We start from the raw sequence: 23,443 nt of genomic DNA, 5'->3' as shown, positions 1-23,443 counted from the left end.
GATGGGTAAAGCGTAATATTATAACATTCACTCGGTTCTGCAAACGTAATCATCATGTCCACATTGGTCTCTTTAAATAAGATATCCGTCACTTTTGGTAGTCGACGGGTACTAAATGATATTTCCCTTTCTCTGCGTCCGGGAAGAATTCTCACTCTGCTTGGGCCAAATGGTGCAGGTAAATCAACATTGGTTCGCGTGGTGCTCGGGCTTATCGCCCCCACCAGTGGCACGCTGATTCGAGAACCTGGCCTACGCATTGGCTATGTCCCGCAAAAACTTCATTTGGATGCTACTTTGCCACTGACCGTAAGTCGTTTTATGCGGTTGAAACCTGGCGTCAAAAAAGCGGATATTCTGCCAGCGCTAAAGCGGGTGCATGCTGCTCATTTATTGGACCAGCCCATGCAGAAATTGTCTGGTGGCGAAAACCAACGAGTATTGCTGGCCCGTGCCTTACTTAATCGCCCGCAATTATTAGTATTGGATGAACCAACGCAAGGTGTTGATGTTAATGGGCAATTAGCGCTATATGACTTAATTGAACAATTGCGTAAAGAGTTGGGATGCGCTGTTTTGATGGTCTCCCATGACTTGCATTTGGTGATGGCAAAAACGGATGAAGTATTGTGCCTTAACCAACATATTTGCTGTTCCGGCGCACCTGAAGTGGTTTCAACTCACCCTGAATTTATCGCCATGTTTGGCAATCGCGGAGCTGAACAGTTAGCTGTTTATCGTCATCACCATAATCATCGTCATGATTTACACGGGAAGATTATTTTGAAGAACAGCGGGAGTCGTGACGCATGATTGAATTATTACTGCCAGGCTGGCTAGCAGGAGTGTTGTTAGCAACGGCGGCTGGCCCATTGGGGTCTTTTGTCGTCTGGCGTCGGATGTCCTATTTTGGCGATACTTTGGCGCACGCTTCTTTACTAGGCGTTGCGTTTGGTTTACTGCTCAATATCAATCCATTCTATGCCGTGATTGTGATGACCATGGTATTGGCGCTGATTTTGGTGTGGTTGGAGCGTCGGCCACAACTGGCTGTCGATACGTTATTGGGAATTATGGCTCACAGTGCATTATCACTGGGTTTGGTGGTCGTTAGCCTGATGCACAATGTGCGGGTTGATTTAATGGCCTATCTGTTTGGCGACCTGCTTTCCGTAACACTGAGTGACATCTGGCTGATTGCCGCAGGCGTAGTTGTAGTTCTTGGGGTGTTGTGTTGGCAATGGCGAGCACTGCTATCAATGACGATTAGCCCGGAACTGGCCCACGTGGATGGGGTTAATCTGGAGCGAGTCAGAATGCTGTTGATGCTGGTAACCGCATTAACAATTGGGTTATCGATGAAATTTGTTGGTGCACTCATTATTACTTCATTGTTGATAATCCCTGCCGCAGCCGCGCGCCGTTTTGCCCGGACACCTGAGCAAATGGCAGGTATCGCCATCGGTATTGGCATTATTGCCGTGACAGGAGGGCTAACCTTCTCCGCTTTGTATGATACTCCTGCTGGGCCTTCGGTGGTGCTTTGTGCTGCCGCCATGTTTGTACTTAGCCTGTCACAGAAAGCGCGCGGATAATTTATTCATCGATGGGGTTTATATTGATAAACCCCAGTTCTCCTCTCTCCCCATTAGTATTCTTCACACCATATTATTTACTCTCGCCAATAAGCATCAATTCTGATTTTTATATTTTAATTAGTGTGATCAACCACAAATACAATGCATATGCAGTGTAATACCCTGCATAACACTCAATACCATGAGCATTATAATGATTATGCAGATACATCTACGTCTCTGCATAGGCCTTGTACGCTCCTCATTTTCGTAGAATAACTATTGTGCAGAGGCGACCAATCATGGATAGAACCACCCCAACGGGTTTACTTCAGCAGCCCAAACCGTTCTTTATGATCTTTTTTGTCGAGTTGTGGGAGAGATTCGGTTATTACGGTGTTCAAGGTATTCTTGCTGTTTTCTTCGTCAAGCAATTAGGTTTCTCACAGGAACAGGCATTCGTTACTTTTGGCGCTTTTGCCGCGCTAGTTTACGGTTTGATCTCCATTGGTGGGTACGTGGGTGACCATCTCTTAGGGACCAAACGCACCATGGTGCTAGGTGCTGTGGTGTTGGCTATTGGGTATTTCGCCACCGGCCTATCATTGTATCAACCCAATCTGATTTTCTTCGCACTAGGCACTATCGCCGTGGGGAATGGTTTATTTAAAGCCAATCCTGCGAGCCTACTCTCAAAATGTTATCCGCCTAAAGACCCGCGACTAGATGGGGCCTTTACGCTGTTTTATATGTCGATCAATATTGGTTCTCTGTTGTCGTTGTCATTGGCACCGGTTATCGCTGAACGCTTCGGTTACACCATCACCTATTATTTATGTGGTGTTGGTTTGATTTTTGCTCTCTTGGTTTACTTCTGCTGCCGCCATATGGTGCGTGATATTGGTTCTGAGCCAGATGCAAAACCCTTAAATTGGCGGAATCTGTTATTAGTGTTAGCCGGGACAGTAGTGATGATATGCGTCTGCGCTTGGTTGATGAACCATGTCATCATTGCCAATCTGGTGCTGATCGTCTTATCACTGGTTGTGGTATGCATCTTCTTTAAAGAAGCATTAAAACAGGATCAACTTGGTCGTAATAAAATGTTCGTGGCTTTTATTTTGATGATTGAAGCTATCGTTTTTTATGTTTTGTATGCGCAGATGCCCACCTCACTGAACTTCTTCGCTATTAATAATGTTCATCATGAGATTCTTGGATTTAATATTAACCCCGTTAGCTTCCAAGCGCTGAACCCTTTCTGGGTGGTGGTCGCCAGCCCGATTTTAGCCTCAATTTATACTCGATTAGGCAGTAAAGATCGCGATCTGTCCATGCCGGCAAAATTTACGTTAGGGATGTTTTTATGTTCACTGGGATTCCTGACCGCCGCCGCTGCCGGAATGTGGTTTGCTGATGCGCAAGGTCTGACCTCACCTTGGTTTATTGTCCTGGTTTACTTATTCCAGAGTTTAGGAGAGTTGATGATCAGTGCATTGGGCCTCGCCATGGTTGCAGCTCTGGTTCCACAATATTTGATGGGCTTTATTCTGGGGATGTGGTTCCTGACACAAGCAGCATCATTTCTGATTGGCGGTTATGTTGCGACCTTTACAGCGACACCGGAGGGGATAACGGATCCACTGGAGACACTACCTATTTATACCGATGTATTTGGCAAAATAGGCATCGTTACACTGGTTATTGCGGTGGTTATGGCACTACTGATCCCATGGCTCAATCGAATGATTAATACTCCGATCGCCGAGAAAGTTACAGTCTGAAAATAGTCACCCTCAGGGCTGAGACTGTCTCAGCCCTACGTCGACAAGGCTTACTCTTCACGAGTGATACCAAAATGTTTATACGCATGGTTGGTGGCAATACGCCCACGAGGGGTTCGCTGAATAAAACCTTGCTGGATTAAATACGGTTCCAAGACATCCTCTATGGTTTCTCGCTCTTCGCCAATAGCGGCGGCCAGATTATCTAGCCCCACCGGACCACCCATAAATTTGTCAATAACAGCCAGCAAAAGCTTACGGTCCATAAAATCAAACCCTTCAGCGTCGACATTCAACATATCCAGCGCTTTCATCGCGACATCACCGTTAATCGCACCATCAGCCCTAACTTCAGCAAAATCACGCACACGCCGTAGCAACCGGTTGGTGATTCGAGGGGTTCCCCTTGAGCGACGTGCCAATTGGTGTGCTCCTTCCGGGGTTAAGTCCAACCCCAAACACTTAGCACTACGCGAAACGATATGTTCTAAATCGGCTACTTGATAAAACTCGAGCCGCTGCACAATGCCAAATCGATCGCGTAATGGAGAGGTCAGCGATCCTGCTCGCGTCGTCGCGCCAATCAGAGTGAATGGCGGTAAATCTAATTTAATTGAACGGGCAGCCGGGCCTTCACCAATCATGATATCCAGTTGATAGTCTTCCATCGCCGGGTAAAGTATTTCTTCTACCACAGGAGATAAACGGTGAATCTCATCAATAAATAAGACATCGTGAGGCTCCAAATTAGTGAGCATCGCCGCTAAATCACCCGCTTTTTCCAGCACTGGGCCAGAGGTTGTCCGCAGATTTACCCCCATCTCATTGGCAACAATATTCGCCAATGTGGTTTTACCCAGCCCCGGCGGACCAAAGATCAATACATGGTCAAGCGCATCACCACGCTGTTTAGCCGCCTGAATGAAGATTTCCATTTGCTCACGGACGTGAGGCTGCCCGACATATTCTGCCAACAGTTTAGGGCGGATAGCCCGGTCAATACTCTCTTCATCACTGATAACACCCGCAGAGATCAGGCGGTCTGCTTCAATCATCCTTAGCCCCTATAAGTTCTACAACGCGGCGCGCAGGGCATCACGAATTAGGGTTTCACAATCTGCACCCGGTTTTGCTATTTTGCTAACTAAACGGCTGGCTTCTTGTGGTTTATAACCTAAAGCCACTAGCGCAGAAACAGCTTCAGCTTCGATATCTGCATCAGAGTTTTGCGATGCACTGGCCGGCAACTGGATATCACCAGTATTATTGAACAAATCACCATTAAGACCTTTAAAGCGGTCTTTCATTTCGACCACCAACCGCTCCGCAGTTTTCTTGCCGACACCGGGTAATTTCACCAGCGTGGTAATGTCTTCTCGTTCAACCGCAGCCACAAATTGTTGTGCCGACATACCAGAGAGAATGGCTAATGCCAATTTCGGCCCCACACCATTCACTTTGATCAGCTCGCGAAATAACGCTCGCTCCTGCTTATCATTAAATCCATACAGCAGTTGAGCATCTTCGCGCACCACAAACTGGGTGAAAATAATGGCTTCTTGCCCCAGATCTGGCAGCTCATAAAAGCACGTCATTGGCAGTTGAACTTCATAGCCAACGCCGTTTGTTTCCAGCAGCACCAGCGGCGGCTGTTTTTCCAGAATAATACCTCTGAGGCGCCCTATCACGTTAACTCTCTCCTTGCTTATAAATGATGTTATCGCTTATCAAACATGGCTGTTTATAGCATAAAAAAAGCTGGATGGATATCCAGCCTCAGTGATTGGCCTACCTTTATACTGTCTTTGCGCACCGTTGCACAATATTAGCGCAAACGACCACGGGCCATCACCAATTGGCTATCACCCAGTCGCACCGTGTTTTGGCTAAGATGGCAGTGGGTAATCGCAATTGCCAAGGCATCAGCGGCATCCGCCTGTGGGTTTGCTGGCAGTTTCAGCAGCGAACGGACCATGTGCTGAACCTGACTTTTTTCAGCCGCGCCAGTACCAACGACCGTCTGTTTGACCTGACGGGCGGCATATTCGGAAACCGGCAGATTTAGATTTACCGCAGCCACAATCGCCGCGCCACGTGCCTGCCCCAGTTTTAATGCCGAGTCTGGATTTTTCGCCATAAACACTTGTTCAATGGCAAAAAAGTCGGGCTGAAATTGGGTGATGATTTCAGTCACGCCTGCATATATTAACTTCAGGCGAGTAGGCATATCGTCAACAACAGTGCGAATACAGCCGCTGCCCAGATAGGTGAGCTGACGACCTTGCTGGCGAATCACGCCATAACCGGTGACACGAGAACCGGGATCGATGCCTAATACGATCGCCATACCAGCTTATTTACCTTTTTACATAAAAAGCTCTGGCCACAAATGCGGCCAGAGAGGATGACTGATAGCGGTAAAGAGTCGGATGAGTGGATGATGATTTACAGGGTAGCTGCGACTTCATCAGAGATTTCACCATTGTGGTAAACCTCTTGCACATCATCAGAGTCTTCCAGCATATCAATCAAACGTAACAGTTTTGGTGCGGTTTCAGCATCCAAGTCTGCTTTGGTTGATGGAATCAATGAGACTTCAGCGCCCTCGGCCACCAGCCCTGCGGCATCCAATGCATCTTTTACGGCACCCAGCGATTCCCAAGCAGTGAACACGTCAATAGCACCGTCGTCATAGACCACAATATCATCTGCACCTGCTTCTAATGCTGCGTCCATCACTGCATCTTCTTCCAAACCCGGAGCATATGAAATGACACCTTTTTTGGTGAACAGATAAGAAACTGAGCCATCCGTTCCTAGATTGCCACCTGTTTTGGTGAATGCATGGCGGACTTCAGATACGGTACGGTTACGGTTATCACTTAAACATTCGACCATCACGGCAGTACCGCCTGGGCCATAGCCTTCGTAAATGATCGTTTCCATGTTGTTATCTTCGTCACCACCGACACCACGCGCAATTGCGCGGTTCAGGGTGTCACGCGTCATGTTATTCGACAATGCTTTATCGATAGCTGCACGTAAACGTGGATTCGCACCCGGATCACCACCACCTAGACGTGCGGCGGTAACCAATTCACGAATAATTTTAGTGAAAATCTTACCGCGTTTGGCATCCTGCGCTGCTTTGCGGTGTTTTGTGTTGGCCCATTTACTATGACCTGCCATAAATAAGTATCTCCAAAATAGCCTAATTATCCCCTTCGTACTTAAAGCCACAGCAGTGTTAGCAACCCACATTCGCCCAAATCACTTACTCATGTCAGATCATCGAAACCTGATGGGTTGCTACCGACTTGTCACTCCAATAACTCTGGGGATAGACGGGAATTAAATAACAAACTCTTCAATCGCTTGCTGATTACTCCAGGACTTGGTCGATGCTGCGGCCTCCACAGCATCTAACCACTGATAAGCAAGGTGTTCGGTAATCACCACATCCCGCTCTTCAGGTAACGCCAAACAGAACCAATGTTCTTTATTCCGCGTAATTCCCGGTGCATAGCGATGACGAAAATGCACAAATATTTCAAATTCCACGCAGCGTTGGCAGTCGATCAACTCAAGGTTTTCACCCAGTATATCAATGCCGACCTCTTCCTTTACTTCGCGCTGCGCGGTTTGCAACGGGGTTTCCCCCTCTTCCAGACTGCCGGTCACCGACTGCCAAAAATCAGGATCATCACGCCGTTGCAACATCAGCACCCGACCACTCGATCTGGCATAAATAACCGCCAGTATCGATTCGGGGCATTTATAGTTCATTACTGATTCTCTTCTTCCACGCTATCTGTTGCCCCTTTCTTCGCCACGACGCTGATAGACAGCTCTTGCAGTGAGGCAGGATTAGCAAAGCTTGGCGCATCAGTCATCAGACAAGCCGCAGCAGTGGTTTTCGGGAAGGCAATGACATCACGAATGTTATCGGTGCCGGTCAGCAGCATCACTAGGCGGTCTAGGCCAAAAGCCAGGCCGGCGTGTGGTGGGGTGCCGTATTTCAATGCATCGAGCAAGAAGCCAAACTTCTCACGTTGTTCATGTTCATTGATACCCAGAATACCGAAGACTTGCTGCTGCATTTCAGTCCGGTGAATACGTACCGAACCCCCACCGACTTCATAGCCATTAATGACCATATCGTAAGCATTGGCGATAGCGGTAGTTGGTGCCGCAGCCAATTGTTCCGGGCTCATATCTTTAGGCGCAGTGAACGGATGGTGCATGGCGGTCAAGCCACCTTCACTGTCGTCTTCAAACATTGGGAAATCAACAACCCACAATGGTGCCCATGCCCCCAACTGAGTCAGTTGCAGGTCACGGCCCACTTTTAGACGCAGTGCGCCCATTGCGTCAGTCACGACTTTGTCGCTATCTGCGCCAAAGAATAGAATATCGCCGCTTTCAGCCTGAGTACGTACCAGAATAGCGTCCAGCACGTCTGCACTGAGGAATTTCGCCACCGGGCTTTGCACGCCTTCAACACCCGCAGCACGGTCGTTCACTTTCAGCCATGCCAAGCCTTTCGCGCCATAGATGCTGACAAACTGTGTGTATTCATCAATTTGCTTACGAGTTACCTGAGCGCCACCGGGTACACGCAGTGCCGCAACACGGCCTTTGGCATCATTCGCTGGGCCAGAGAAGACTTTAAATTCAACATCTTTAACCAGATCCGCGACATCCACTAATTCCAGTGGATTACGCAAGTCCGGCTTATCAGAACCATAGCGACGCATTGCTTCGGCAAACGTCATCACCGGGAAATCACCCAGGTCAATACCTTTGGTTTCCTGCCACAACTCACGGACCAGTTTCTCCATCACTTCACGCACTTGATCGGCGGTCATGAAAGAGGTTTCCACATCAATCTGAGTAAATTCAGGCTGGCGGTCAGCACGCAAGTCTTCATCACGGAAGCATTTTACAATTTGATAATAGCGGTCAAAACCTGACATCATCAGCAACTGTTTGAACAGCTGTGGTGACTGTGGCAAAGCATAGAATTTGCCTTTATGTACGCGGCTTGGCACCAGATAGTCGCGGGCACCTTCAGGGGTTGCTTTGGTCAGCATTGGGGTTTCAATATCCAAGAAACCATGGCTGTCCATAAAGCGGCGTACGAAGCTGGTAATTTTAGCGCGGGTCTTCAGGCGGTCAGCCATTTCTGGACGGCGCAAGTCCAGATAGCGATATTTCAGGCGCTGCTCTTCGCTGTTGGTCTGATTAGAGTCCAACGGCAATGGCTCAGAACGGTTAATAATATTCAATGCGTTGGCAAAGATTTCCACTTCACCGGTAGACATATCTTTATTGATTTGGCTGTCAGGACGCGCACGCACAGTACCGGTAATCTGAATACAGAACTCATTACGCAGCTCAGAAGCTTGCTCATAGGCCGCTTTATGGTCCGGATCGAAGAATACTTGAACAATACCTTCGCGATCGCGCATATCAATAAAAATCAGGCCACCCAAGTCACGACGACGGTTAACCCAGCCACAAAGAGTCACTTCTTGGCCCACATGAGACAGATTCAACTGCCCACAATACTCAGTACGCATACAATATCCTTTTACTCAGCCGATGCCGCACGCGTTATGTACTGTCCGTGCGGCTGTTTTCTGATGAGCCCTGATTCGAGCCTCAGCTACTACTGTCTGGTTTACTCTTATTATCTGGTTTGCTCTTACTGCCCGGCTTGAAATCTGTCGCATACCAACCGGTGCCTTTCAATTGAAAACCGGCCGCAGAGATAAGTTTCGATAACGCGGGCTGATGACACGCGGGACATTGAGTCAGTGGCGCGTCGGAAAATTTTTGCAGTTTCTCTAATCGATGGTTGCAAGCGCTACACTCATATTCATAGATTGGCATAGGTATTTATAGATTAAAGAGTGTTGAAAAAAGGGGGCCATTATAAAGGAATTTCGTGGCATAGATAAGAGCGAACGCACAGCTCAGAGACGACAAAATCTCTTTCAACGGTGTTTTAACACATCATTTAACAAATTTATCTCCTCGTAAAGACTGCCCGATAACATCTGTTGGCATAAACTGGTCGACAGAAAAAATTGGCCATCTGGGTTTCTACCCGTCAAATTGAGGCACAACACCATGATAATTGATGCAAAAACCACCGCGCTGGTACTGATTGATTTGCAACAAGGGATCTTGCCCTTTGCCAAAGGCCCCTACAATGCAGAGCAGGTTATTACGACCAATGCTCGTCTAGCGAATAAATTCCGGGAGTTAGGCGCACCGGTCATTTTCGTTCGTGTGGGCTGGTCTGATTCATTTGCCGAGGCACTTAAACAGCCCGTTGATCAGCCAAGCCCGCCTCCCGCTGGGGGTTTACCCGAATCATGGTGGACGTTTCCTGAAGCATTAGCGGTCACTGAACACGATATTAAAGTCATAAAACATCAGTGGGGAGCATTCTACGGCACAGATTTAGATTTGCAGCTACGACGCCGAGGCATTAAAACCATCGTATTGGCGGGTATTGCCACTAATATTGGTGTTGAATCTACCGCTCGGGACGCTTGGGAGCGCGGTTATGAATTAGTGATTGCAGAAGACGGTTGCAGTACAGCGAGCACTGAAATGCAGCTATTTGCAGTCAATAATATCTTCCCTCGGATATCCCGCGTGCGTAGTAGCAGTGAAATTCTTGCAGCACTGAGTGAGTGACGATAAATTCTATCGGTCTAATACCGCTAACTCGTTCTGTAACCACAAATAAAAAGTTTACCCAACGTATTTGGTGTTACAGCTAGACGGCAAATAAGCAAATCCCGATGAGCTGACACTGGTCAGTGATTCAGGTGAGCGAATGTAGCCAACAACGCTGTCGCAGCAAATAAAAAAAGTTTACCCAAAGTATTTGGTGTTACAGCTAGGCGGCAAATAAGTAAATCCCGATGAGCTGACACTGGTCAGTGATTCGGGTGAGCGAATGTAGCCAACAACGCTGTAGCAGCAAATAAAAAAGTTTACCCAAAGTATTTGGTGTTACAGCTAGGCGGCAAATGAGCAAATCCCGATGAGCTGACACTGGTCAGTGATTCGGGTGAGCGAATGTAGCCAACAACGCTGTAACAGCAAATAAAAAAGTTTACCCAAAGTATTTGGTGTTACAGCTAGGCGGCAAATGAGCAAATCCCGATGAGCTGACACTGGTCAGTGATTCGGGTGAGCGAATGTAGCCAACAACGCTGTAACAGCAAATAAAAAAGTTTACCCAAAGTATTTGGTGTTACAGCTAGGCGGCAAATGAGCAAATCCCGATGAGCTGACACTGGTCAGTGATTCGGGTGAGCGAATGTAGCCAACAACGCTGTAGCAGCAAATAGGAAGGGTAAAAAATGTACATTGGACTGCCGCAATGGCAACACCCAACCTGGAATCGTCTGGGTATCAAGGATTTGGCAGACTATAGCCGCTACTTTAATTGTGTCGAAGGAAATACTACTTTCTATGCATTGCTACGGCTGGAAATAACCCAACGCTGGCGTGATATGACCCCGGATAGTTTCCGTTTTTGTTTTAAATTCCCTGCGGCTATTAGCCATCAGGCAGCCCTGCGTGACTGTGATAAAGAGCTACACGCGTTTTATCAATGCTTATCACCACTGCATGACCGTATTGGCCAATTATGGTTACAACTGCCCGCAGCGTTCGGCCCAAATGAACTAAACCGTCTATGGCAATTTATCGATAAATTACCCGCAGGCTTCCATTATGGTGTGGAAGTACGTCATCCGGAGTTTTTCGCTAAAGGGGCCGCAGAACGCGCACTCAATCAAGGTTTACATCAGCGAAGAGTTAATCGCGTAATGTTAGACAGCCGCCCTATTCATGCAGCCAAACCCACCACCATTGCAGTGCGGGATGCACAAAGCAAAAAACCTCGTTTGCCGGTACATGCTCTTGTCACTGGCGAGCAACCTTTAGTGCGTTTCATTGGGGGCGATCAATTGGAAGAGAATTTAGCTTTATTTTCTCCGTGGTTACAAAAACTGCCACTGTGGGAGCAGCAATATCAGCCTTTTGTTTTCATCCACACGCCTGATAACAGCGACTCGCCGCAGCAAGCACAAAAAATCTGGCAGCAATTAGCGGGAGTGATTGCTACTCTGCCCCCCGCACCAGATTGGCCAGAGCAAGATGCACTGTTTTAATCTTTTTTGTTTGTTTTTTGCTCCAAAGCGGAGTGACTCACCTGACAATGTCTGTAATACATTCGCAAGCTTATCTTTCCAAACACTAAACTGGGTATTAAGAAATGTGCTTCCATCCATTTTTTCTAGCGACAGTAACCGTGTAGACAGTTATCATTATTCAGCCAGTCTATGGTTGGGCAATGGAGTTAAAAATGGTTAGCTCGCTTTATGTCGTGTTGGGCGCACTGTTATTGATCAAGCTTTCATTTGATGTGGTTAAATTGAGAAATCAGTACCGAGTCGCTTATGGCGACGGCGGTTTTTATGAATTACAAACCGCCATTCGTGTACATGGCAACGCCGTAGAATATATTCCTATTGCTGTCATTTTGCTCATTATGATGGAAATGAACGGTGCTGAGACGTGGATGATCCATATTTGTGGATTGATGCTGATCGTGGGCCGACTGTTACATTATTATGGCTTACGCCATCGCGAAATTCGCTGGCGCCGCTCGGGGATGAGCGCCACCTATGTTTCTTTAATATTGATGGTTATTGCTAATATTTACTATTTACCTTGGGATCAGATTTTTAGTCTGACTTGATAGGTATCACCGCGTTATCTGTTCCGAGCACCTGCAATCGGAACATTGTTAGTTTTGGCGGCTTAACGCCGCCTTCATGTCAGCCCTCAGTTATCTATTCCCTCCATTCGGTTTATTGCGCTTATCTGCTCGGTTTTCTGTTACAATATGCGCCTTTAATTTCTTGTTAATGCCAATGACAGTCATGCCAAATCACGACACCCAATCTCAAAACGATGCACCACGCCCTCAGTCTGGGGCAACAGAGCCGCAGCGTGATAGCCTGTTTGCCGCCCCTATTGCCAAGTTAGGTGACTGGACTTTCGACGAAAAAGTCGCTGAAGTCTTTCCTGATATGATCCAGCGATCGGTTCCCGGTTATTCCAACATCATCTCGATGATAGGCATGTTGGCGGAGCGTTTTGTGCAGCCCAATAGCCAGATTTATGATCTCGGCTGTTCACTGGGTGCGGCCACACTGTCAATGCGCCGTAATATTAAGGCTGAAGGTTGCAAAATCATTGCCGTGGATAACTCACCGGCCATGGTCGAGCGCTGCCGCCGTCATATTGATGCTTTCCGGGCAGAAACACCGGTAGATGTGGTGGAGTCGGATATTCTCGATATCAAGTTAGAAAACGCCTCCATGGTGGTACTTAACTTCACTCTACAATTTCTTGAACCAGCAGATCGCCAGCGGCTACTCAATCAGGTCTATCAAGGATTACGCCCAGGTGGGGCTTTAGTGTTATCAGAGAAGTTTAATTTTGAAGATAACGATATTGGCGAGCTGCTATTTAATATGCACCTCGATTTCAAGCGCGCCAATGGTTACAGCGAGCTGGAGATCAGCCAAAAGCGCAGCATGTTGGAGAATGTCATGTTGACCGATTCGGTTGAAACCCATAAAAACCGCCTACATCAGGCCGGTTTCGAACATGCCGAAGTTTGGTTTCAATGCTTTAATTTTGGCTCGTTGATTGCCTTAAAAGCAGGAGCGGCGCAATGATTGAATTTGGCGATTTTTACCGGCTGATAGCTAAAGGCCCATTAAGTCCATGGCTAGATACCCTGCCCGCCCAGCTCAGTGCCTGGCAGCGAGAATCCTTGCACGGTAAGTTTAAAACCTGGTTCAATGCAGTCGAGCATTTACCCACACTCACCCCCACTTCGCTTGATTTGCGCGATGGTGTGCGGGCAGAAATGTCCCCGCCGATCTCTGCCGGTCAACGTGAAGGGATGGAGAATATGTTGCGCGCCCTGATGCCATGGCGCAAAGGCCCTTTCTCACTCTATGGGCTAGATATTGATACCGAATGGCGTTCCGACTGGAAATGGCAGCGCGTATTACCGCATATCAGCCCACTGGCAGGGCGCACAATCCTGGATGTCGGCTGTGGTAGTGGTTATCACCTTTGGCGCATGGTGGGTGAAGGTGCCCATTTAGCAGTTGGCATTGACCCAATGCAACTGTTTTTATGCCAGTTTGAGGCTATTCGCAAGCTACTGGGAGGTGATCAGCGCGCCCACGTGTTGCCGCTGGGAATTGAACAGCTACCTGAACTGGCGGCGTTTGATACCGTCTTTTCTATGGGCGTACTGTATCACCGTCGTTCTCCCTTAGATCATCTCTACCAACTGAAAAATCAACTAGTTAGCGAAGGAGAGCTGGTCCTTGAGACGTTAGTGGTTGAAGGTGATAGCCAGCAGGTATTAGTCCCCGGTGATCGTTACGCTCAGATGCGCAATGTGTACTTTATTCCATCGGCGTCAGCCTTGAAAGCTTGGCTGGAGAAATGCGGGTTTGTCGATGTCAGAATCGTCGATATGGCAGTGACCACCACGGATGAGCAACGCCGTACCGACTGGATGACCAGCGAGTCATTAGCGGAATTTCTTGACCCAAATGATCCAAGCAAAACCGTAGAGGGCTATCCTGCCCCACTTAGAGCAGTATTGATCGCCCGCAAACCCTAAAGAAAACCCCGGCCTAATGGTCGGGGGTAGTTTGATGTGCCGCAACGCTGTAGCGCCAAGGCCGCAGGGCAAGCCCCAAAGTCATTGGTGTTACAGCTAGGCAGCCAGTGAGCAAATCCCGATGAACTGACTCTGGTCAGTGATTCGGGTGAGTGAACGCCGCTAACAACGCTGTAGCGCCAAGGCCGCAGGGGCTACGCGCTCTCAGGCAGCGGCGCGCCTAACACCAACAAATCCTTCATTGCTTCAACGACTCGTCCATCCACACAATAATGAGCAAACTCATCAACATCGCTATCCGCACACATGGTGACGCCGGCTTTACGATATTTCATTGTTGAAGGTACCGTATGCCCGGCAGAACTGTGCAGTTCTCGGATACCCGCATCAATAAATTTTTGCATATTGGTCAGGCGGACCCCGGCTCCGGCCATGATAATTGGCCCCTGTTTTTGAGTTGCTGCAACCAAATCTTTCAATAATGCCAATCCTAACTCGGCATTTTGTTGCTGGCCAGAGGTTAAAATTCGCGCCACCTTAAGCTCCGCCAATTGCTGCAGTGCAACCATGGGGTTCTGACACATGTCAAATGCGCGATGGAATGTCACCGCCAGATGGCCACTGATGGACATGATTTCCTTCATCCGAGGTATGTCAATATGTCCATCGTTATCCAACATTCCGACCACCACGCCGGCAAAACCCATATCACGAATTCGTGCGACATCATTTTTAATGATGTCAAAATCATTCTTGCTGTAACAGAAGTCGCCGCCACGAGGACGCACAATCGGATGAACCGGAATGTTAACTGTCTCTCTGGCTTGCATTAATGCACCGATGCTCGGCGTTAAGCCCCCTTCGGACTGGCCGCAGCATAATTCAATCCGGTCGGCTCCTGCCTTTTCTGCTACCTGCGCGCAATCAACGCTATAGCAACAAATTTCCAATGTAGTCATTCTCTCCCCCGTTTGATGGATGCCACTGCGACAGTGCATATACCAAAATTATTTATTGGCATATAAGTTAGCTTTAAATAATTACAATATTGAATAAATTAAATGCTAAATATATCTCTTAAGCTAAAACAGAATTTAATCAGACACACTCAGCATTCACTATGACACTCATTTCGATTCCATGAGTAGATGTCAGTCACAGTGATAACCATAAGTGATAGTCGGTATTGAAATAAATAACCCATATACGTTAGTCATTGCGTTCGCTATCGACGATTTGTCGCAAAGTGTAAGGATGAAACTTGATCGTTATTTCGCCATCACTCACCGCCAGTGTTGGGTTAGCCAAACGTTCATGTTCCCCTTGAGGGGAGCTAAATTTAGTCTTTATTCCCTCAGGTAATATCGTTGGCAATAAAGCCAGTGCGCGCGTGTAAAGGGTTTGCGGATCGCCGGGCAAGACCAGTTCAACATGCTCCCAGCCCTCATGAGGATAGTAAGTCTTTCCAGGATAGGGTAACTCGATACAGTCAATTTGCCATGGGCCTATCGCGAGCGACTGCGCTAAATCGAATAAAATAATTGGCCGCCCATTAATCTGTGTCTCGGACATCAAATTACCGCACTGTTGTAATCCGTTGCGCCAGCGTTGCGCCGTTTCCGTTTGATGACAGCGTAATGAAATATGGTCAGCGTTGAATTGCGCCAAATTCAGATTTAATTTGGCCGCAAAAATAGCCAATTTTTGTTCAAAGCGCGGCAAATCTGTTAATAAATCCTGTAATTCAGCGATATCATTCAGGCTGCTCATTTTATTCCCCTTATAAATGTGAAGCGGCCATAATCTACAGTTATTAGCACTGATCAGCCATATTTAATCTGACTGTTTTATGACTGTACCTCATTCATTGCTAATAAAATCACCAGTTGATTCATCCTCTAAATAGATTAACCGCAACCGCGGCCCTGATGCTGACGTCGAGGGGCAAATATGGTATAAATCCTGCCATCTTGTGACTAACGTGCTGCCAGCCCCGGACACCGCTATGATTATTCTATGGTGTCGGGTTCTGTCCCCGTTTGAATTAACTGGCACGAAGATGCCCTTGTGCATCATTCATGTGTCTTTTGTGCGTAATTAAGGTAACCCGGTGAATATTCAGGCTCTTCTCTCAGATAAAGTCAGCCAGGCGCTGATTGCAGCAGGTGCTCCAGCAGGTAGCGAAGCTCAAGTTCGCCAATCTGCCAAAGCGCAATTTGGCGATTATCAAGCTAACGGTGTCATGGCCGTTGCCAAAAAACTTGGCATGCAACCCCGACAACTGGCAGAAAAAGTCATTGAATTACTCGATCTTGACGGCATTGCCAGCAAGGTTGAAATTGCCGGTCCCGGTTTTATCAATATTTTCCTTGATCGCCAATGGATTGCCAGCAAGGTAGAACACGCGCTGACAGCCCCTAAATTGGGCGTTGCGCCAGTTGAACCACAAACGATTGTGGTCGATTACTCCGCACCCAATGTGGCAAAACAGATGCACGTGGGCCACTTACGTTCGACTATCATTGGTGATGCCGCAGTACGTACCTTAGAATTTTTAGGCCACAATGTTATTCGCGCCAACCATGTCGGCGACTGGGGTACCCAGTTCGGCATGCTGATTGCTTATCTGGAAAAGATGCAGAATGAAAACGCCAGTGACATGGGGTTATCTGATCTGGAACTGTTCTATCAGCAGGCCAAAAAAACCTACGACGAAGATGAAGAATTTGCCCAACGCGCCCGAGCTTATGTAGTGAAACTGCAAAGTGGTGACGAATATTGCCGTCAGATGTGGCGTAAATTGGTGGATATCACCATGGCGCAAAATCAGATTGCCTATGACCGCCTCAATGTCACTTTGACCAAAGACGATGTGATGGGTGAAAGCCTGTATAACTCGATGCTGCCTGGCATTGTTGCCGACCTGAAAGCTAAAGGTTTGGCAGTAGAAAGTGAAGGCGCAACGGTCGTCTATTTGGATGAGTATAAGAACAAAGACGGCGAGCCAATGGGAGTCATCATCCAGAAAAAAGATGGCGGCTACCTCTATACCACTACCGACATCGCCTGTGCGAAATATCGCTACGAAACTCTGGGCGCCGACCGTGTGCTCTACTATATCGACACTCGCCAGCACCAGCACCTTATGCAAGCGTGGACCATCGTTCGCAAAGCCGGCTATGTGCCAGAGTCAGTACCACTAGAGCACCATATGTTTGGCATGATGCTGGGCAAAGATGGCAAGCCATTTAAGACCCGCTCTGGCGGCACCGTTAAGCTCTCCGATTTGCTGGATGAAGCCATTGAACGTGCTGGCAAGTTGATTGCTGAGAAAAATCCTGACATGCCAGCGGATGAACTGAAACAGGTGGTTGAAGCTGTTGGTATCGGTGCAGTGAAATATGCCGATCTGTCAAAAAGTCGGACTACTGACTACATTTTTGATTGGGATAACATGCTGGCACTGGATGGCAATACAGCGCCTTATATGCAATATGCTTATACTCGTGTGGTTTCCGTATTTAAACGCGCGGGTATTGATGAAAATAGCCTGACGTTACCCCTTGTGATAACTGAAGATCGCGAAGCTGCATTGGCGACTCGCCTACTCCAGTTTGAAGAAGTCATCACCACCGTTGCCCGCGAAGGCACACCCCATGTGATGTGCTCTTATCTGTATGATCTGGCGGGCTTGTTCTCAAGCTTCTATGAGCATTGCCAGATTCTGAATGCAGAAAGTGAGGAAAGCCGCCAGAGCCGTTTGAAGTTGGCCATGCTGACAGCAAAAACCCTGAAGCAAGGGTTGGACACTTTAGGCATCCAAACGGTTGAGCGGATGTAGTTTCTCATCACTAAGTGACAAAAAAGGCCCCAAAGGGCCTTTTTTATTGCTGAAAAATCAATTCGTTCTGCGAGCAAAATCACGCAGTTTAAATCCAAGTAAAGCGAGTGCTCCAAAGTAAGCAATCACCCCCGCCACCACGATGCCAGACAACCGTAACAAACGGTACGCCATTCCCCCGATATCCCAAGCTGGCATCACCCACAGCAATGCCAGTAACACCGCAGACATCACTGCGACACCAATAACCAATTTCATCAAGAACAGCGCCCAACCTGGCTGCGGCTGGAAAATGTCCTGCTTGCGCAACTGCCAATATAGCAAGCTGGCATTCAGACATGCCCCCAAGCCAATCGACAGAGATAGGCCAGCATGTTTGAGTGGGCCGATGAAAATCAAGTTCATTATCTGGGTAATTATCAGTGTGATAATCGCAATCTTGACCGGCGTTTTAATGTTCTGGCGCGAGTAAAAACCCGGTGCCAGCACCTTCACTACTATCAGGCCCATCAGCCCCACAGAGTAAGCCACCAGCGCACGCTGCGTCATCGCGGCATCAAAAGCACTGAATTTGCCATATTGGAATAGCGAAACCACCAGCGGTTTCGCTAAAATGCCCAAGGCAACTGCACTTGGCAATGCCAACAAGAAACACAGACGCAAACCCCAATCCATCAGTTTTGAGTATTCATCATGGTTGCCACTGGAGAAGCTTTTTGCCAGTGAGGGCAGCAGAATCGTCCCCAAGGCCACCCCTAACACCCCCGATGGGAACTCCATTAAGCGGTCGGCATAATACATCCACGAGACTGAGCCTGAGACCAAAAAGGATGCAAAAATAGTATTGATAATGAGGGATATTTGGCTAACGGACACCCCGAGTATGGCAGGCCCCATCTGGCGCATAACCCGCCAAACACCTGCATCATGCAAAGACAACCGCGGCAATACCAACATGCCTATCTTTTTTAAATGAGGAAGTTGATAACCCAGTTGCAGTACCCCACCGACAACGACAGCCCAAGCCAACGCCATCACCGGAGGATTAAAATAAGGGGCAGCGAATAGGGCAAATCCGATCATGCTGATGTTCAGGAATGTTGGCGCAAAAGCAGGGATGGAGAAACGGTTCCAAGTATTAAGAATCGCCCCCACTAATGATGCCAATGAGATAAGCAAAATATAGGGAAAAGTCACCCGTAATAGTGCGGAGGTTAACGCAAACTTATCTGGCGTGTCGGTAAAACCGGGGGCCGTTATAAAGATAACCCAAGGTGCTGCCAACATCCCTAATACCGTCACCACGGCCAGAATCAGTGTGAGCAATCCCGATACATAGGCGACAAAGGTTCGCGTGGCCTCTTCACCCTGCTGGCTTTTATATTCGGCTAAAATAGGGACAAAAGCCTGAGAGAATGCCCCTTCAGCAAATATACGCCGTAATAAATTAGGTAATTTAAAGGCCACAAAAAAGGCATCCGTTGCCATACCCGCACCAAAAACCCGCGCCACAATCGCATCGCGGGCAAAACCCAATACGCGGGAAAACATGGTCATAGAACTGACAGCTGCCAGTGATTTCAATAGGTTCATAGATTTTTCTAATAGACTTGAATGACAAAACTGGCGCTAGTCTACGTAATCAACACTGAATAGCCACAGATAGATGTAACAAATTAATGGCCCGTTATTATTTACGCGAGTATTTTTATTGCTGCAAAATACGCTCTATCATCCGTTGCGCATAAATGGCGTCTTCGCCAGAGACGAGTGGCGCAGTTTGGTGACTGACAGCCGCAATAAAATGATGCACTGCACCACTAAACCCCCGCTGCTCCAGCGTCGTTTGCCAACCCGGTGCAGGCAAGCTTATCACCTGCCCCTCAGACTCCTGCTGCCATTGGCGCATATCCGTAATCTGATAACACGCTTCAGGGCTGACAGCTTGCACGCTTTCCCGTTGAGTGCCGGCATGGCGATGCATGCTGGTGGTGATTAAGCAATTACCCGCCTGGAAGTGGTGCTCCGCGTATAACATTTGCCCATGCTCATTGCTCTGCACAGACCCTGTCAGCAACGTTGCCGCCTCACCGCCAAGCCACAACGCGGTATCGACCACATGCAAATAATCATCAAGCAGAGTAAAACGAACTTCATTCGGCCCGACACCATTCTGGCGGTGTTTCTCCATGCGCAAAGATGCGGGCTGTATCATTTTATTTTTAAGTTGTTGATACAAAGGAGAAAAACGGCGATTAAAACCCACCATAAGGGCCAAGCGTTGTTTCGCCGCCAGCGCAATCAATTGCTCGGATTGCGCCAAGGTTTCAGCCAGTGGTTTATCAACATAAACATGAATTCCCGCCTGTAGTAACTCACTCACCACCTGAAAATGGCTGGCTGTGCTGCTGTGGACAAAAATAGCATCACAGTTCGCTGCTAAAGTATCCAGCCGTGAGAAATAAGGCATGCGGTAACTGTCGCATATAGGTTGAGCTTTGATCTGATTGGGGGAGAAAGCACCAACCAACTGCCAATCCTGCGCTTGAGTCAAAATAGGTAAATACGCCTTTTGCGCAATCCCCCCCAACCCCACGATACCGACTCGCAGTTTTTTACCCACTGAGCTTTTGTTCATAGCATCCTTATTAGTCATCCAGTTGTAGCAGCACTTCATCCAGACGACGTGTCAGTACCACAACCTGCTGTTCAAGTTGGGTCACTCGGGCTTCAAGACCATTCGTCGAGCCTCCCTCTACACTTTCCTCTGCGGGTGATATTGGCGCAATATCACCACTGAAAAGATGCATAAAGCGGCTCTCACGTTTACCCGGCTCACGCGCTAAACGCACCACAAAAGGCCCATCTTCGCGTAAGGATAATTGAGTGAGCACCGCTTCAGTTTCAGCCACATCCGCAAATTCATACATTCGATTGGTCCGAGTACGTAATTCACCCGGTGTCTGCGCGCCACGCAGTAACAATGTGGTAATTACGGCCAATTCAGCAGGTGAGAATTTAAGATTACCAAACTCGGAATTACAAAAACGGTGTTCGTACTTCATTACCCGATTACCACTTTGGGTGCGGATAAGATGCTTTTTCAACAAAAAATCCAACGTTTGTTGCACGTCGGATTCTGATAACTCCATCACTGGCTCACGGTTGGTTTTCTGATTACAAGCAATCGTCACACCGTTGAGCGACATTGGATATTGCTCCGGCGTCGTGACCTGTTTTTCCAGCAAGCAACCAATAACGCGAGCTTCGTGTGCATTTAAACTGTGTTTCATCCTGACCTCAGCGAGTTGGCGTCCATTCTTTGTTAGTCAATGCCGTCAACACATGATCGCGCCATTGACCATCAATCAATAAATAATCTTTCGCGTAACCCTCGCGCTCAAACCCAAGGCGTTCAAGTAAATTGCCACTGCGATGATTATGCGGCATATAGTTAGCCATGATCCGGTGCATCCGTTCTTGGCGTTGCATATAGCGAATCAGAGGTTGCAGCGCTTCGAACATCAGCCCTTGCCCTTGCCAACGCTCACCAAGTGAGTAGCCCAGAAAACAGGCGTGAAACGAACCACGCAAAACATTGCTAAAATTCGCGACGCCACGTACTTCTTTTTCTTCCGGATCTAACAAAATAAAATAATAGGCGCTGCCCTGTTTTTGCAACTCCATGATCATTCCTAACCGTGCCTGCCACCCCGAAGGCATGCAGTGGCTTTGATCTCGCACTGGCTCCCACGGTTTTAAGAATGCCTGATTCTCAGCGTAATACTCCGCCATGCGGTAAGCATCACGTTCATTAACTAGCCGCAGTGACATGCGGTCAGTCGCTAAGCGTATTTTAGGTGTTGCTGAATGATAGCCGAACATCTGCTCCCCTTGAGCTATGCGCTGGACATAATTTAGCGGCAATCTTCAATATACCTGTTGTGTCGTTACCGCGTAAAACCACGCTGCGCTCTTTTTCACACATCAATACAACAAGATTACGCAACAACAGTGCTTAAAATGCATTTTATTATGAATTTGTTGATGAGGTAACGTATTGACGATAAAAAAATATTATCCATCTAACCTCTATCGTTTCAGACAATTTGGGTACAAACTATACGTGTATTTTCTTTTCCCTCCTTTTTTAATTTCTGACGGTGAAGCATGGCCTTGGTATCACAAGCTCGCAGCTTGGGTAAGTATTTCTTATTGCTCGATAACTTATTAGTTGTATTGGGTTTCTTCGTTGTCTTCCCCCTCATATCCATCCGATTTGTCGATCAATTGGGTTGGGCTGCGGTGCTGGTCGGGCTTGCCTTGGGATTAAGGCAATTGGTCCAACAGGGATTGGGGATCTTCGGCGGGGCAATTGCCGACCGCTTTGGGGCCAAGCCCATGATAGTCACCGGGATGCTCATGCGCGCAGCAGGCTTCGCGTTGATGGCAATGGCTGATGAACCGTGGATCCTTTGGCTGGCTTGTGCGCTGTCGGGCTTGGGTGGCACCTTATTCGATCCTCCGCGCACCGCACTGGTGATTAAACTCACTCGTCCACACGAACGTGGCCGTTTTTACTCCTTACTCATGATGCAAGACAGTGCTGGTGCGGTGATTGGTGCACTGATCGGGAGTTGGCTGCTGCAATACGATTTTCATTTTGTCTGCTGGGCCGGCGCCGTTATTTTTATCTTGGCTGCAGGCTGGAACCTCTGGTTGCTACCCGCCTATCGTATCTCGACCGTTCGTGCACCAATGAAAGAGGGCATGATGCGGGTGCTACGTGATCGCCGCTTTGTGACCTATGTGCTGACGCTGACCGGTTATTACATGCTATCAGTGCAAGTGATGTTGATGTTACCCATCATGGTCAATGAAATTGCTGGCTCGCCTGCCGCAGTGAAATGGATGTATGCCATTGAAGCTGCACTCTCACTGACATTGCTTTACCCAATCGCTCGTTGGAGTGAAAAACGTTTTCGTCTTGAACAGCGCTTGATGTTCGGGCTGCTCATCATGACATTAAGTTTGTTTCCTGTGGGTCTTATCAGCCATCTACAAACGCTGTTTATGTTTATTTGCTTCTTCTATATGGGTTCCATCATCGCCGAACCTGCTCGTGAAACGTTGAGCGCCTCCCTGGCAGATTCTCGCGCACGTGGCAGCTATATGGGCTTTAGCCGTCTTGGGCTGGCATTAGGGGGGGCGCTTGGCTATACCGGTGGAGGGTGGATGTATGATACCGGCCGCTCACTTGAAATGCCGGAACTACCTTGGTTCCTACTGGGTGTTATTGGTTTAATTACGCTGGTGGGGCTTTACTGGCAATTCAATCAACGCCGTATCGAATCTGCTATGTTGAGTGGAAGTTAGTCGGTTGTTTGCCGGAGCAAATGGGTCTCCGGCACCTTTCCCTTCTTTGAATATTCTCTGATTCAGGGTTATCTGATTGGCAATGCGCTAATCCTGCCGCACTATCGCCGCCATTCCA

23 protein-coding genes are annotated in these 23,443 nt (G+C 48.0%); 10 read left to right on the top strand and 13 right to left on the bottom strand.

Annotated features, from left to right (window positions below; all coding sequences use genetic code 11):
• The first annotated feature begins 54 nt into the window (after positions 1–54).
• From znuC to dtpB, 3 genes are all read left to right on the top strand, one after another.
• Positions 55–813, top strand: a complete 759-nt coding sequence (gene znuC / locus HUZ92_RS17620; RefSeq protein WP_050101153.1) for a zinc ABC transporter ATP-binding protein ZnuC — start codon at positions 55–57, stop codon at positions 811–813.
• Complete coding sequence (gene znuB, locus HUZ92_RS17615) at positions 810–1,595, top strand: zinc ABC transporter permease subunit ZnuB (protein ID WP_050101152.1); 786 nt, start codon at positions 810–812, stop codon at positions 1,593–1,595. The genes znuC and znuB overlap by 4 nt, the downstream gene beginning before the upstream one ends.
• Before the next feature lie 284 nt (positions 1,596–1,879).
• The gene (dtpB, locus tag HUZ92_RS17610) at positions 1,880–3,361 is read left to right on the top strand and encodes a dipeptide/tripeptide permease DtpB (RefSeq protein WP_128450976.1); all 1,482 of its coding nucleotides are present in this window, start codon (positions 1,880–1,882) and stop codon (positions 3,359–3,361) included.
• 50 nt (positions 3,362–3,411) lie between these two features.
• On the opposite strand, the gene ruvB is transcribed toward dtpB, so the two are convergent.
• The 7 genes from ruvB to HUZ92_RS17575 all read right to left on the bottom strand — a co-directional run bounded on the left by ruvB (position 3,412) and on the right by HUZ92_RS17575 (position 9,256).
• Positions 3,412–4,416, bottom strand: coding sequence for a Holliday junction branch migration DNA helicase RuvB (ruvB, locus tag HUZ92_RS17605; protein WP_050101150.1), 1,005 nt, complete (start codon positions 4,414–4,416; stop codon positions 3,412–3,414).
• An 18-nt stretch (positions 4,417–4,434) separates the two neighbouring features.
• Positions 4,435–5,049: a Holliday junction branch migration protein RuvA gene (gene ruvA, locus HUZ92_RS17600; RefSeq protein WP_050101149.1), complete on the bottom strand. Its 615-nt coding sequence runs from the start codon at positions 5,047–5,049 to the stop codon at positions 4,435–4,437.
• Positions 5,050–5,186: 137 nt separating this feature from the next.
• A complete protein-coding gene (gene ruvC / locus HUZ92_RS17595; protein ID WP_050101148.1) occupies positions 5,187–5,708 on the bottom strand; it encodes a crossover junction endodeoxyribonuclease RuvC in 522 nt (173 codons plus the stop codon).
• 98 nt (positions 5,709–5,806) lie between these two features.
• Positions 5,807–6,550 (bottom strand): YebC/PmpR family DNA-binding transcriptional regulator, encoded by a 744-nt coding sequence (locus HUZ92_RS17590; protein WP_050101147.1) that lies wholly within the window; start codon positions 6,548–6,550, stop codon positions 5,807–5,809.
• Between the two features lie 162 nt (positions 6,551–6,712).
• Positions 6,713–7,147: a dihydroneopterin triphosphate diphosphatase gene (nudB, locus tag HUZ92_RS17585; protein WP_050101146.1), complete on the bottom strand. Its 435-nt coding sequence runs from the start codon at positions 7,145–7,147 to the stop codon at positions 6,713–6,715.
• Positions 7,147–8,943: an aspartate--tRNA ligase gene (aspS, locus tag HUZ92_RS17580; RefSeq protein ID WP_050101145.1), complete on the bottom strand. Its 1,797-nt coding sequence runs from the start codon at positions 8,941–8,943 to the stop codon at positions 7,147–7,149. Before aspS ends, nudB begins: the two co-directional genes overlap by 1 nt.
• An 82-nt stretch (positions 8,944–9,025) precedes the next feature.
• Positions 9,026–9,256 (bottom strand): FmdB family zinc ribbon protein, encoded by a 231-nt coding sequence (locus tag HUZ92_RS17575; protein ID WP_072086732.1) that lies wholly within the window; start codon positions 9,254–9,256, stop codon positions 9,026–9,028.
• Between the two features lie 240 nt (positions 9,257–9,496).
• Between HUZ92_RS17575 and HUZ92_RS17570 the strand changes: the two genes are divergently transcribed.
• The 5 genes from HUZ92_RS17570 (at position 9,497) to cmoB (ending at position 14,108) form a co-directional block, all read left to right on the top strand.
• Positions 9,497–10,072 (top strand): hydrolase, encoded by a 576-nt coding sequence (locus tag HUZ92_RS17570; RefSeq protein ID WP_145579566.1) that lies wholly within the window; start codon positions 9,497–9,499, stop codon positions 10,070–10,072.
• A 674-nt stretch (positions 10,073–10,746) separates the two neighbouring features.
• Complete coding sequence (locus tag HUZ92_RS17565) at positions 10,747–11,562, top strand: DUF72 domain-containing protein (protein ID WP_145579565.1); 816 nt, start codon at positions 10,747–10,749, stop codon at positions 11,560–11,562.
• Between the two features lie 194 nt (positions 11,563–11,756).
• Positions 11,757–12,152: an MAPEG family protein gene (locus tag HUZ92_RS17560; protein ID WP_032817126.1), complete on the top strand. Its 396-nt coding sequence runs from the start codon at positions 11,757–11,759 to the stop codon at positions 12,150–12,152.
• A 184-nt stretch (positions 12,153–12,336) separates the two neighbouring features.
• Positions 12,337–13,140, top strand: coding sequence for a carboxy-S-adenosyl-L-methionine synthase CmoA (cmoA, locus tag HUZ92_RS17555; protein WP_145504073.1), 804 nt, complete (start codon positions 12,337–12,339; stop codon positions 13,138–13,140).
• Complete coding sequence (gene cmoB / locus HUZ92_RS17550) at positions 13,137–14,108, top strand: tRNA 5-methoxyuridine(34)/uridine 5-oxyacetic acid(34) synthase CmoB (RefSeq protein ID WP_050098177.1); 972 nt, start codon at positions 13,137–13,139, stop codon at positions 14,106–14,108. The genes cmoA and cmoB overlap by 4 nt, the downstream gene beginning before the upstream one ends.
• 194 nt (positions 14,109–14,302) lie before the next feature.
• Here the strand turns inward: cmoB and cutC are convergent, their stop codons facing one another.
• Positions 14,303–15,067 carry a copper homeostasis protein CutC gene (cutC, locus tag HUZ92_RS17545; RefSeq protein ID WP_050098178.1) on the bottom strand — a complete coding sequence of 255 codons (765 nt, stop codon included), beginning with the start codon at positions 15,065–15,067 and terminating at the stop codon, positions 14,303–14,305.
• A gap of 250 nt (positions 15,068–15,317) precedes the next feature.
• On the bottom strand, positions 15,318–15,878 hold the full coding sequence (locus HUZ92_RS17540) for a VOC family protein (RefSeq protein WP_050098179.1): 561 nt from the start codon (positions 15,876–15,878) through the stop codon (positions 15,318–15,320).
• Positions 15,879–16,218: 340 nt separating this feature from the next.
• Here HUZ92_RS17540 and argS point away from each other — a divergent pair, with 340 nt between their 5' ends.
• The gene (argS, locus tag HUZ92_RS17535; protein ID WP_050098180.1) at positions 16,219–17,949 is read left to right on the top strand and encodes an arginine--tRNA ligase; all 1,731 of its coding nucleotides are present in this window, start codon (positions 16,219–16,221) and stop codon (positions 17,947–17,949) included.
• Between the two features lie 57 nt (positions 17,950–18,006).
• On the opposite strand, the gene murJ is transcribed toward argS, so the two are convergent.
• The 4 genes from murJ to rimJ all read right to left on the bottom strand — a co-directional run bounded on the left by murJ (position 18,007) and on the right by rimJ (position 21,834).
• Positions 18,007–19,542, bottom strand: a complete 1,536-nt coding sequence (murJ, locus tag HUZ92_RS17530) for a murein biosynthesis integral membrane protein MurJ (protein WP_050139539.1) — start codon at positions 19,540–19,542, stop codon at positions 18,007–18,009.
• A 115-nt stretch (positions 19,543–19,657) separates the two neighbouring features.
• On the bottom strand, positions 19,658–20,605 hold the full coding sequence (locus HUZ92_RS17525) for a Gfo/Idh/MocA family protein (RefSeq protein ID WP_050098182.1): 948 nt from the start codon (positions 20,603–20,605) through the stop codon (positions 19,658–19,660).
• A complete protein-coding gene (locus tag HUZ92_RS17520; protein ID WP_050296360.1) occupies positions 20,598–21,242 on the bottom strand; it encodes a YceH family protein in 645 nt (214 codons plus the stop codon). Before HUZ92_RS17520 ends, HUZ92_RS17525 begins: the two co-directional genes overlap by 8 nt.
• A 7-nt stretch (positions 21,243–21,249) precedes the next feature.
• The gene (gene rimJ / locus HUZ92_RS17515) at positions 21,250–21,834 is read right to left on the bottom strand and encodes a ribosomal protein S5-alanine N-acetyltransferase (RefSeq protein ID WP_050098184.1); all 585 of its coding nucleotides are present in this window, start codon (positions 21,832–21,834) and stop codon (positions 21,250–21,252) included.
• Positions 21,835–22,119: 285 nt separating this feature from the next.
• On the opposite strand from rimJ, the gene mdtH reads away from it, so the two are divergent.
• The gene (gene mdtH, locus HUZ92_RS17510; protein WP_050296361.1) at positions 22,120–23,325 is read left to right on the top strand and encodes a multidrug efflux MFS transporter MdtH; all 1,206 of its coding nucleotides are present in this window, start codon (positions 22,120–22,122) and stop codon (positions 23,323–23,325) included.
• Positions 23,326–23,443: the final 118 nt, after the last annotated feature.

The sequence above is a fragment of the Yersinia vastinensis genome (assembly GCF_902726565.1).
GTDB classification, from domain to species: domain Bacteria; phylum Pseudomonadota; class Gammaproteobacteria; order Enterobacterales; family Enterobacteriaceae; genus Yersinia; species Yersinia vastinensis.
Note: the sequence above shows the minus strand (reverse complement) of the source record. Positions and strands in the feature narration are given on the sequence as shown.

Coding starts and splice junctions, on each gene's coding strand:
- HUZ92_RS17565 (WP_145579565.1), top strand. CDS start 10,747: ATGTACATTGGACTGCCGCAATGGCAACACCCAACCTGGAATCGTCTG.
- cutC (WP_050098178.1), bottom strand. CDS start 15,067: ATGACTACATTGGAAATTTGTTGCTATAGCGTTGATTGCGCGCAGGTA.
- HUZ92_RS17570 (WP_145579566.1), top strand. CDS start 9,497: ATGATAATTGATGCAAAAACCACCGCGCTGGTACTGATTGATTTGCAA.
- znuC (WP_050101153.1), top strand. CDS start 55: ATGTCCACATTGGTCTCTTTAAATAAGATATCCGTCACTTTTGGTAGT.
- ruvC (WP_050101148.1), bottom strand. CDS start 5,708: ATGGCGATCGTATTAGGCATCGATCCCGGTTCTCGTGTCACCGGTTAT.
- rimJ (WP_050098184.1), bottom strand. CDS start 21,834: ATGTTCGGCTATCATTCAGCAACACCTAAAATACGCTTAGCGACTGAC.
- mdtH (WP_050296361.1), top strand. CDS start 22,120: ATGGCCTTGGTATCACAAGCTCGCAGCTTGGGTAAGTATTTCTTATTG.
- nudB (WP_050101146.1), bottom strand. CDS start 7,147: ATGAACTATAAATGCCCCGAATCGATACTGGCGGTTATTTATGCCAGA.
- HUZ92_RS17540 (WP_050098179.1), bottom strand. CDS start 15,878: ATGAGCAGCCTGAATGATATCGCTGAATTACAGGATTTATTAACAGAT.
- HUZ92_RS17520 (WP_050296360.1), bottom strand. CDS start 21,242: ATGAAACACAGTTTAAATGCACACGAAGCTCGCGTTATTGGTTGCTTG.
- HUZ92_RS17560 (WP_032817126.1), top strand. CDS start 11,757: ATGGTTAGCTCGCTTTATGTCGTGTTGGGCGCACTGTTATTGATCAAG.
- cmoB (WP_050098177.1), top strand. CDS start 13,137: ATGATTGAATTTGGCGATTTTTACCGGCTGATAGCTAAAGGCCCATTA.
- cmoA (WP_145504073.1), top strand. CDS start 12,337: ATGCCAAATCACGACACCCAATCTCAAAACGATGCACCACGCCCTCAG.
- HUZ92_RS17525 (WP_050098182.1), bottom strand. CDS start 20,605: ATGACTAATAAGGATGCTATGAACAAAAGCTCAGTGGGTAAAAAACTG.
- aspS (WP_050101145.1), bottom strand. CDS start 8,943: ATGCGTACTGAGTATTGTGGGCAGTTGAATCTGTCTCATGTGGGCCAA.
- murJ (WP_050139539.1), bottom strand. CDS start 19,542: ATGAACCTATTGAAATCACTGGCAGCTGTCAGTTCTATGACCATGTTT.
- znuB (WP_050101152.1), top strand. CDS start 810: ATGATTGAATTATTACTGCCAGGCTGGCTAGCAGGAGTGTTGTTAGCA.
- HUZ92_RS17590 (WP_050101147.1), bottom strand. CDS start 6,550: ATGGCAGGTCATAGTAAATGGGCCAACACAAAACACCGCAAAGCAGCG.
- ruvB (WP_050101150.1), bottom strand. CDS start 4,416: ATGATTGAAGCAGACCGCCTGATCTCTGCGGGTGTTATCAGTGATGAA.
- dtpB (WP_128450976.1), top strand. CDS start 1,880: ATGGATAGAACCACCCCAACGGGTTTACTTCAGCAGCCCAAACCGTTC.
- HUZ92_RS17575 (WP_072086732.1), bottom strand. CDS start 9,256: ATGCCAATCTATGAATATGAGTGTAGCGCTTGCAACCATCGATTAGAG.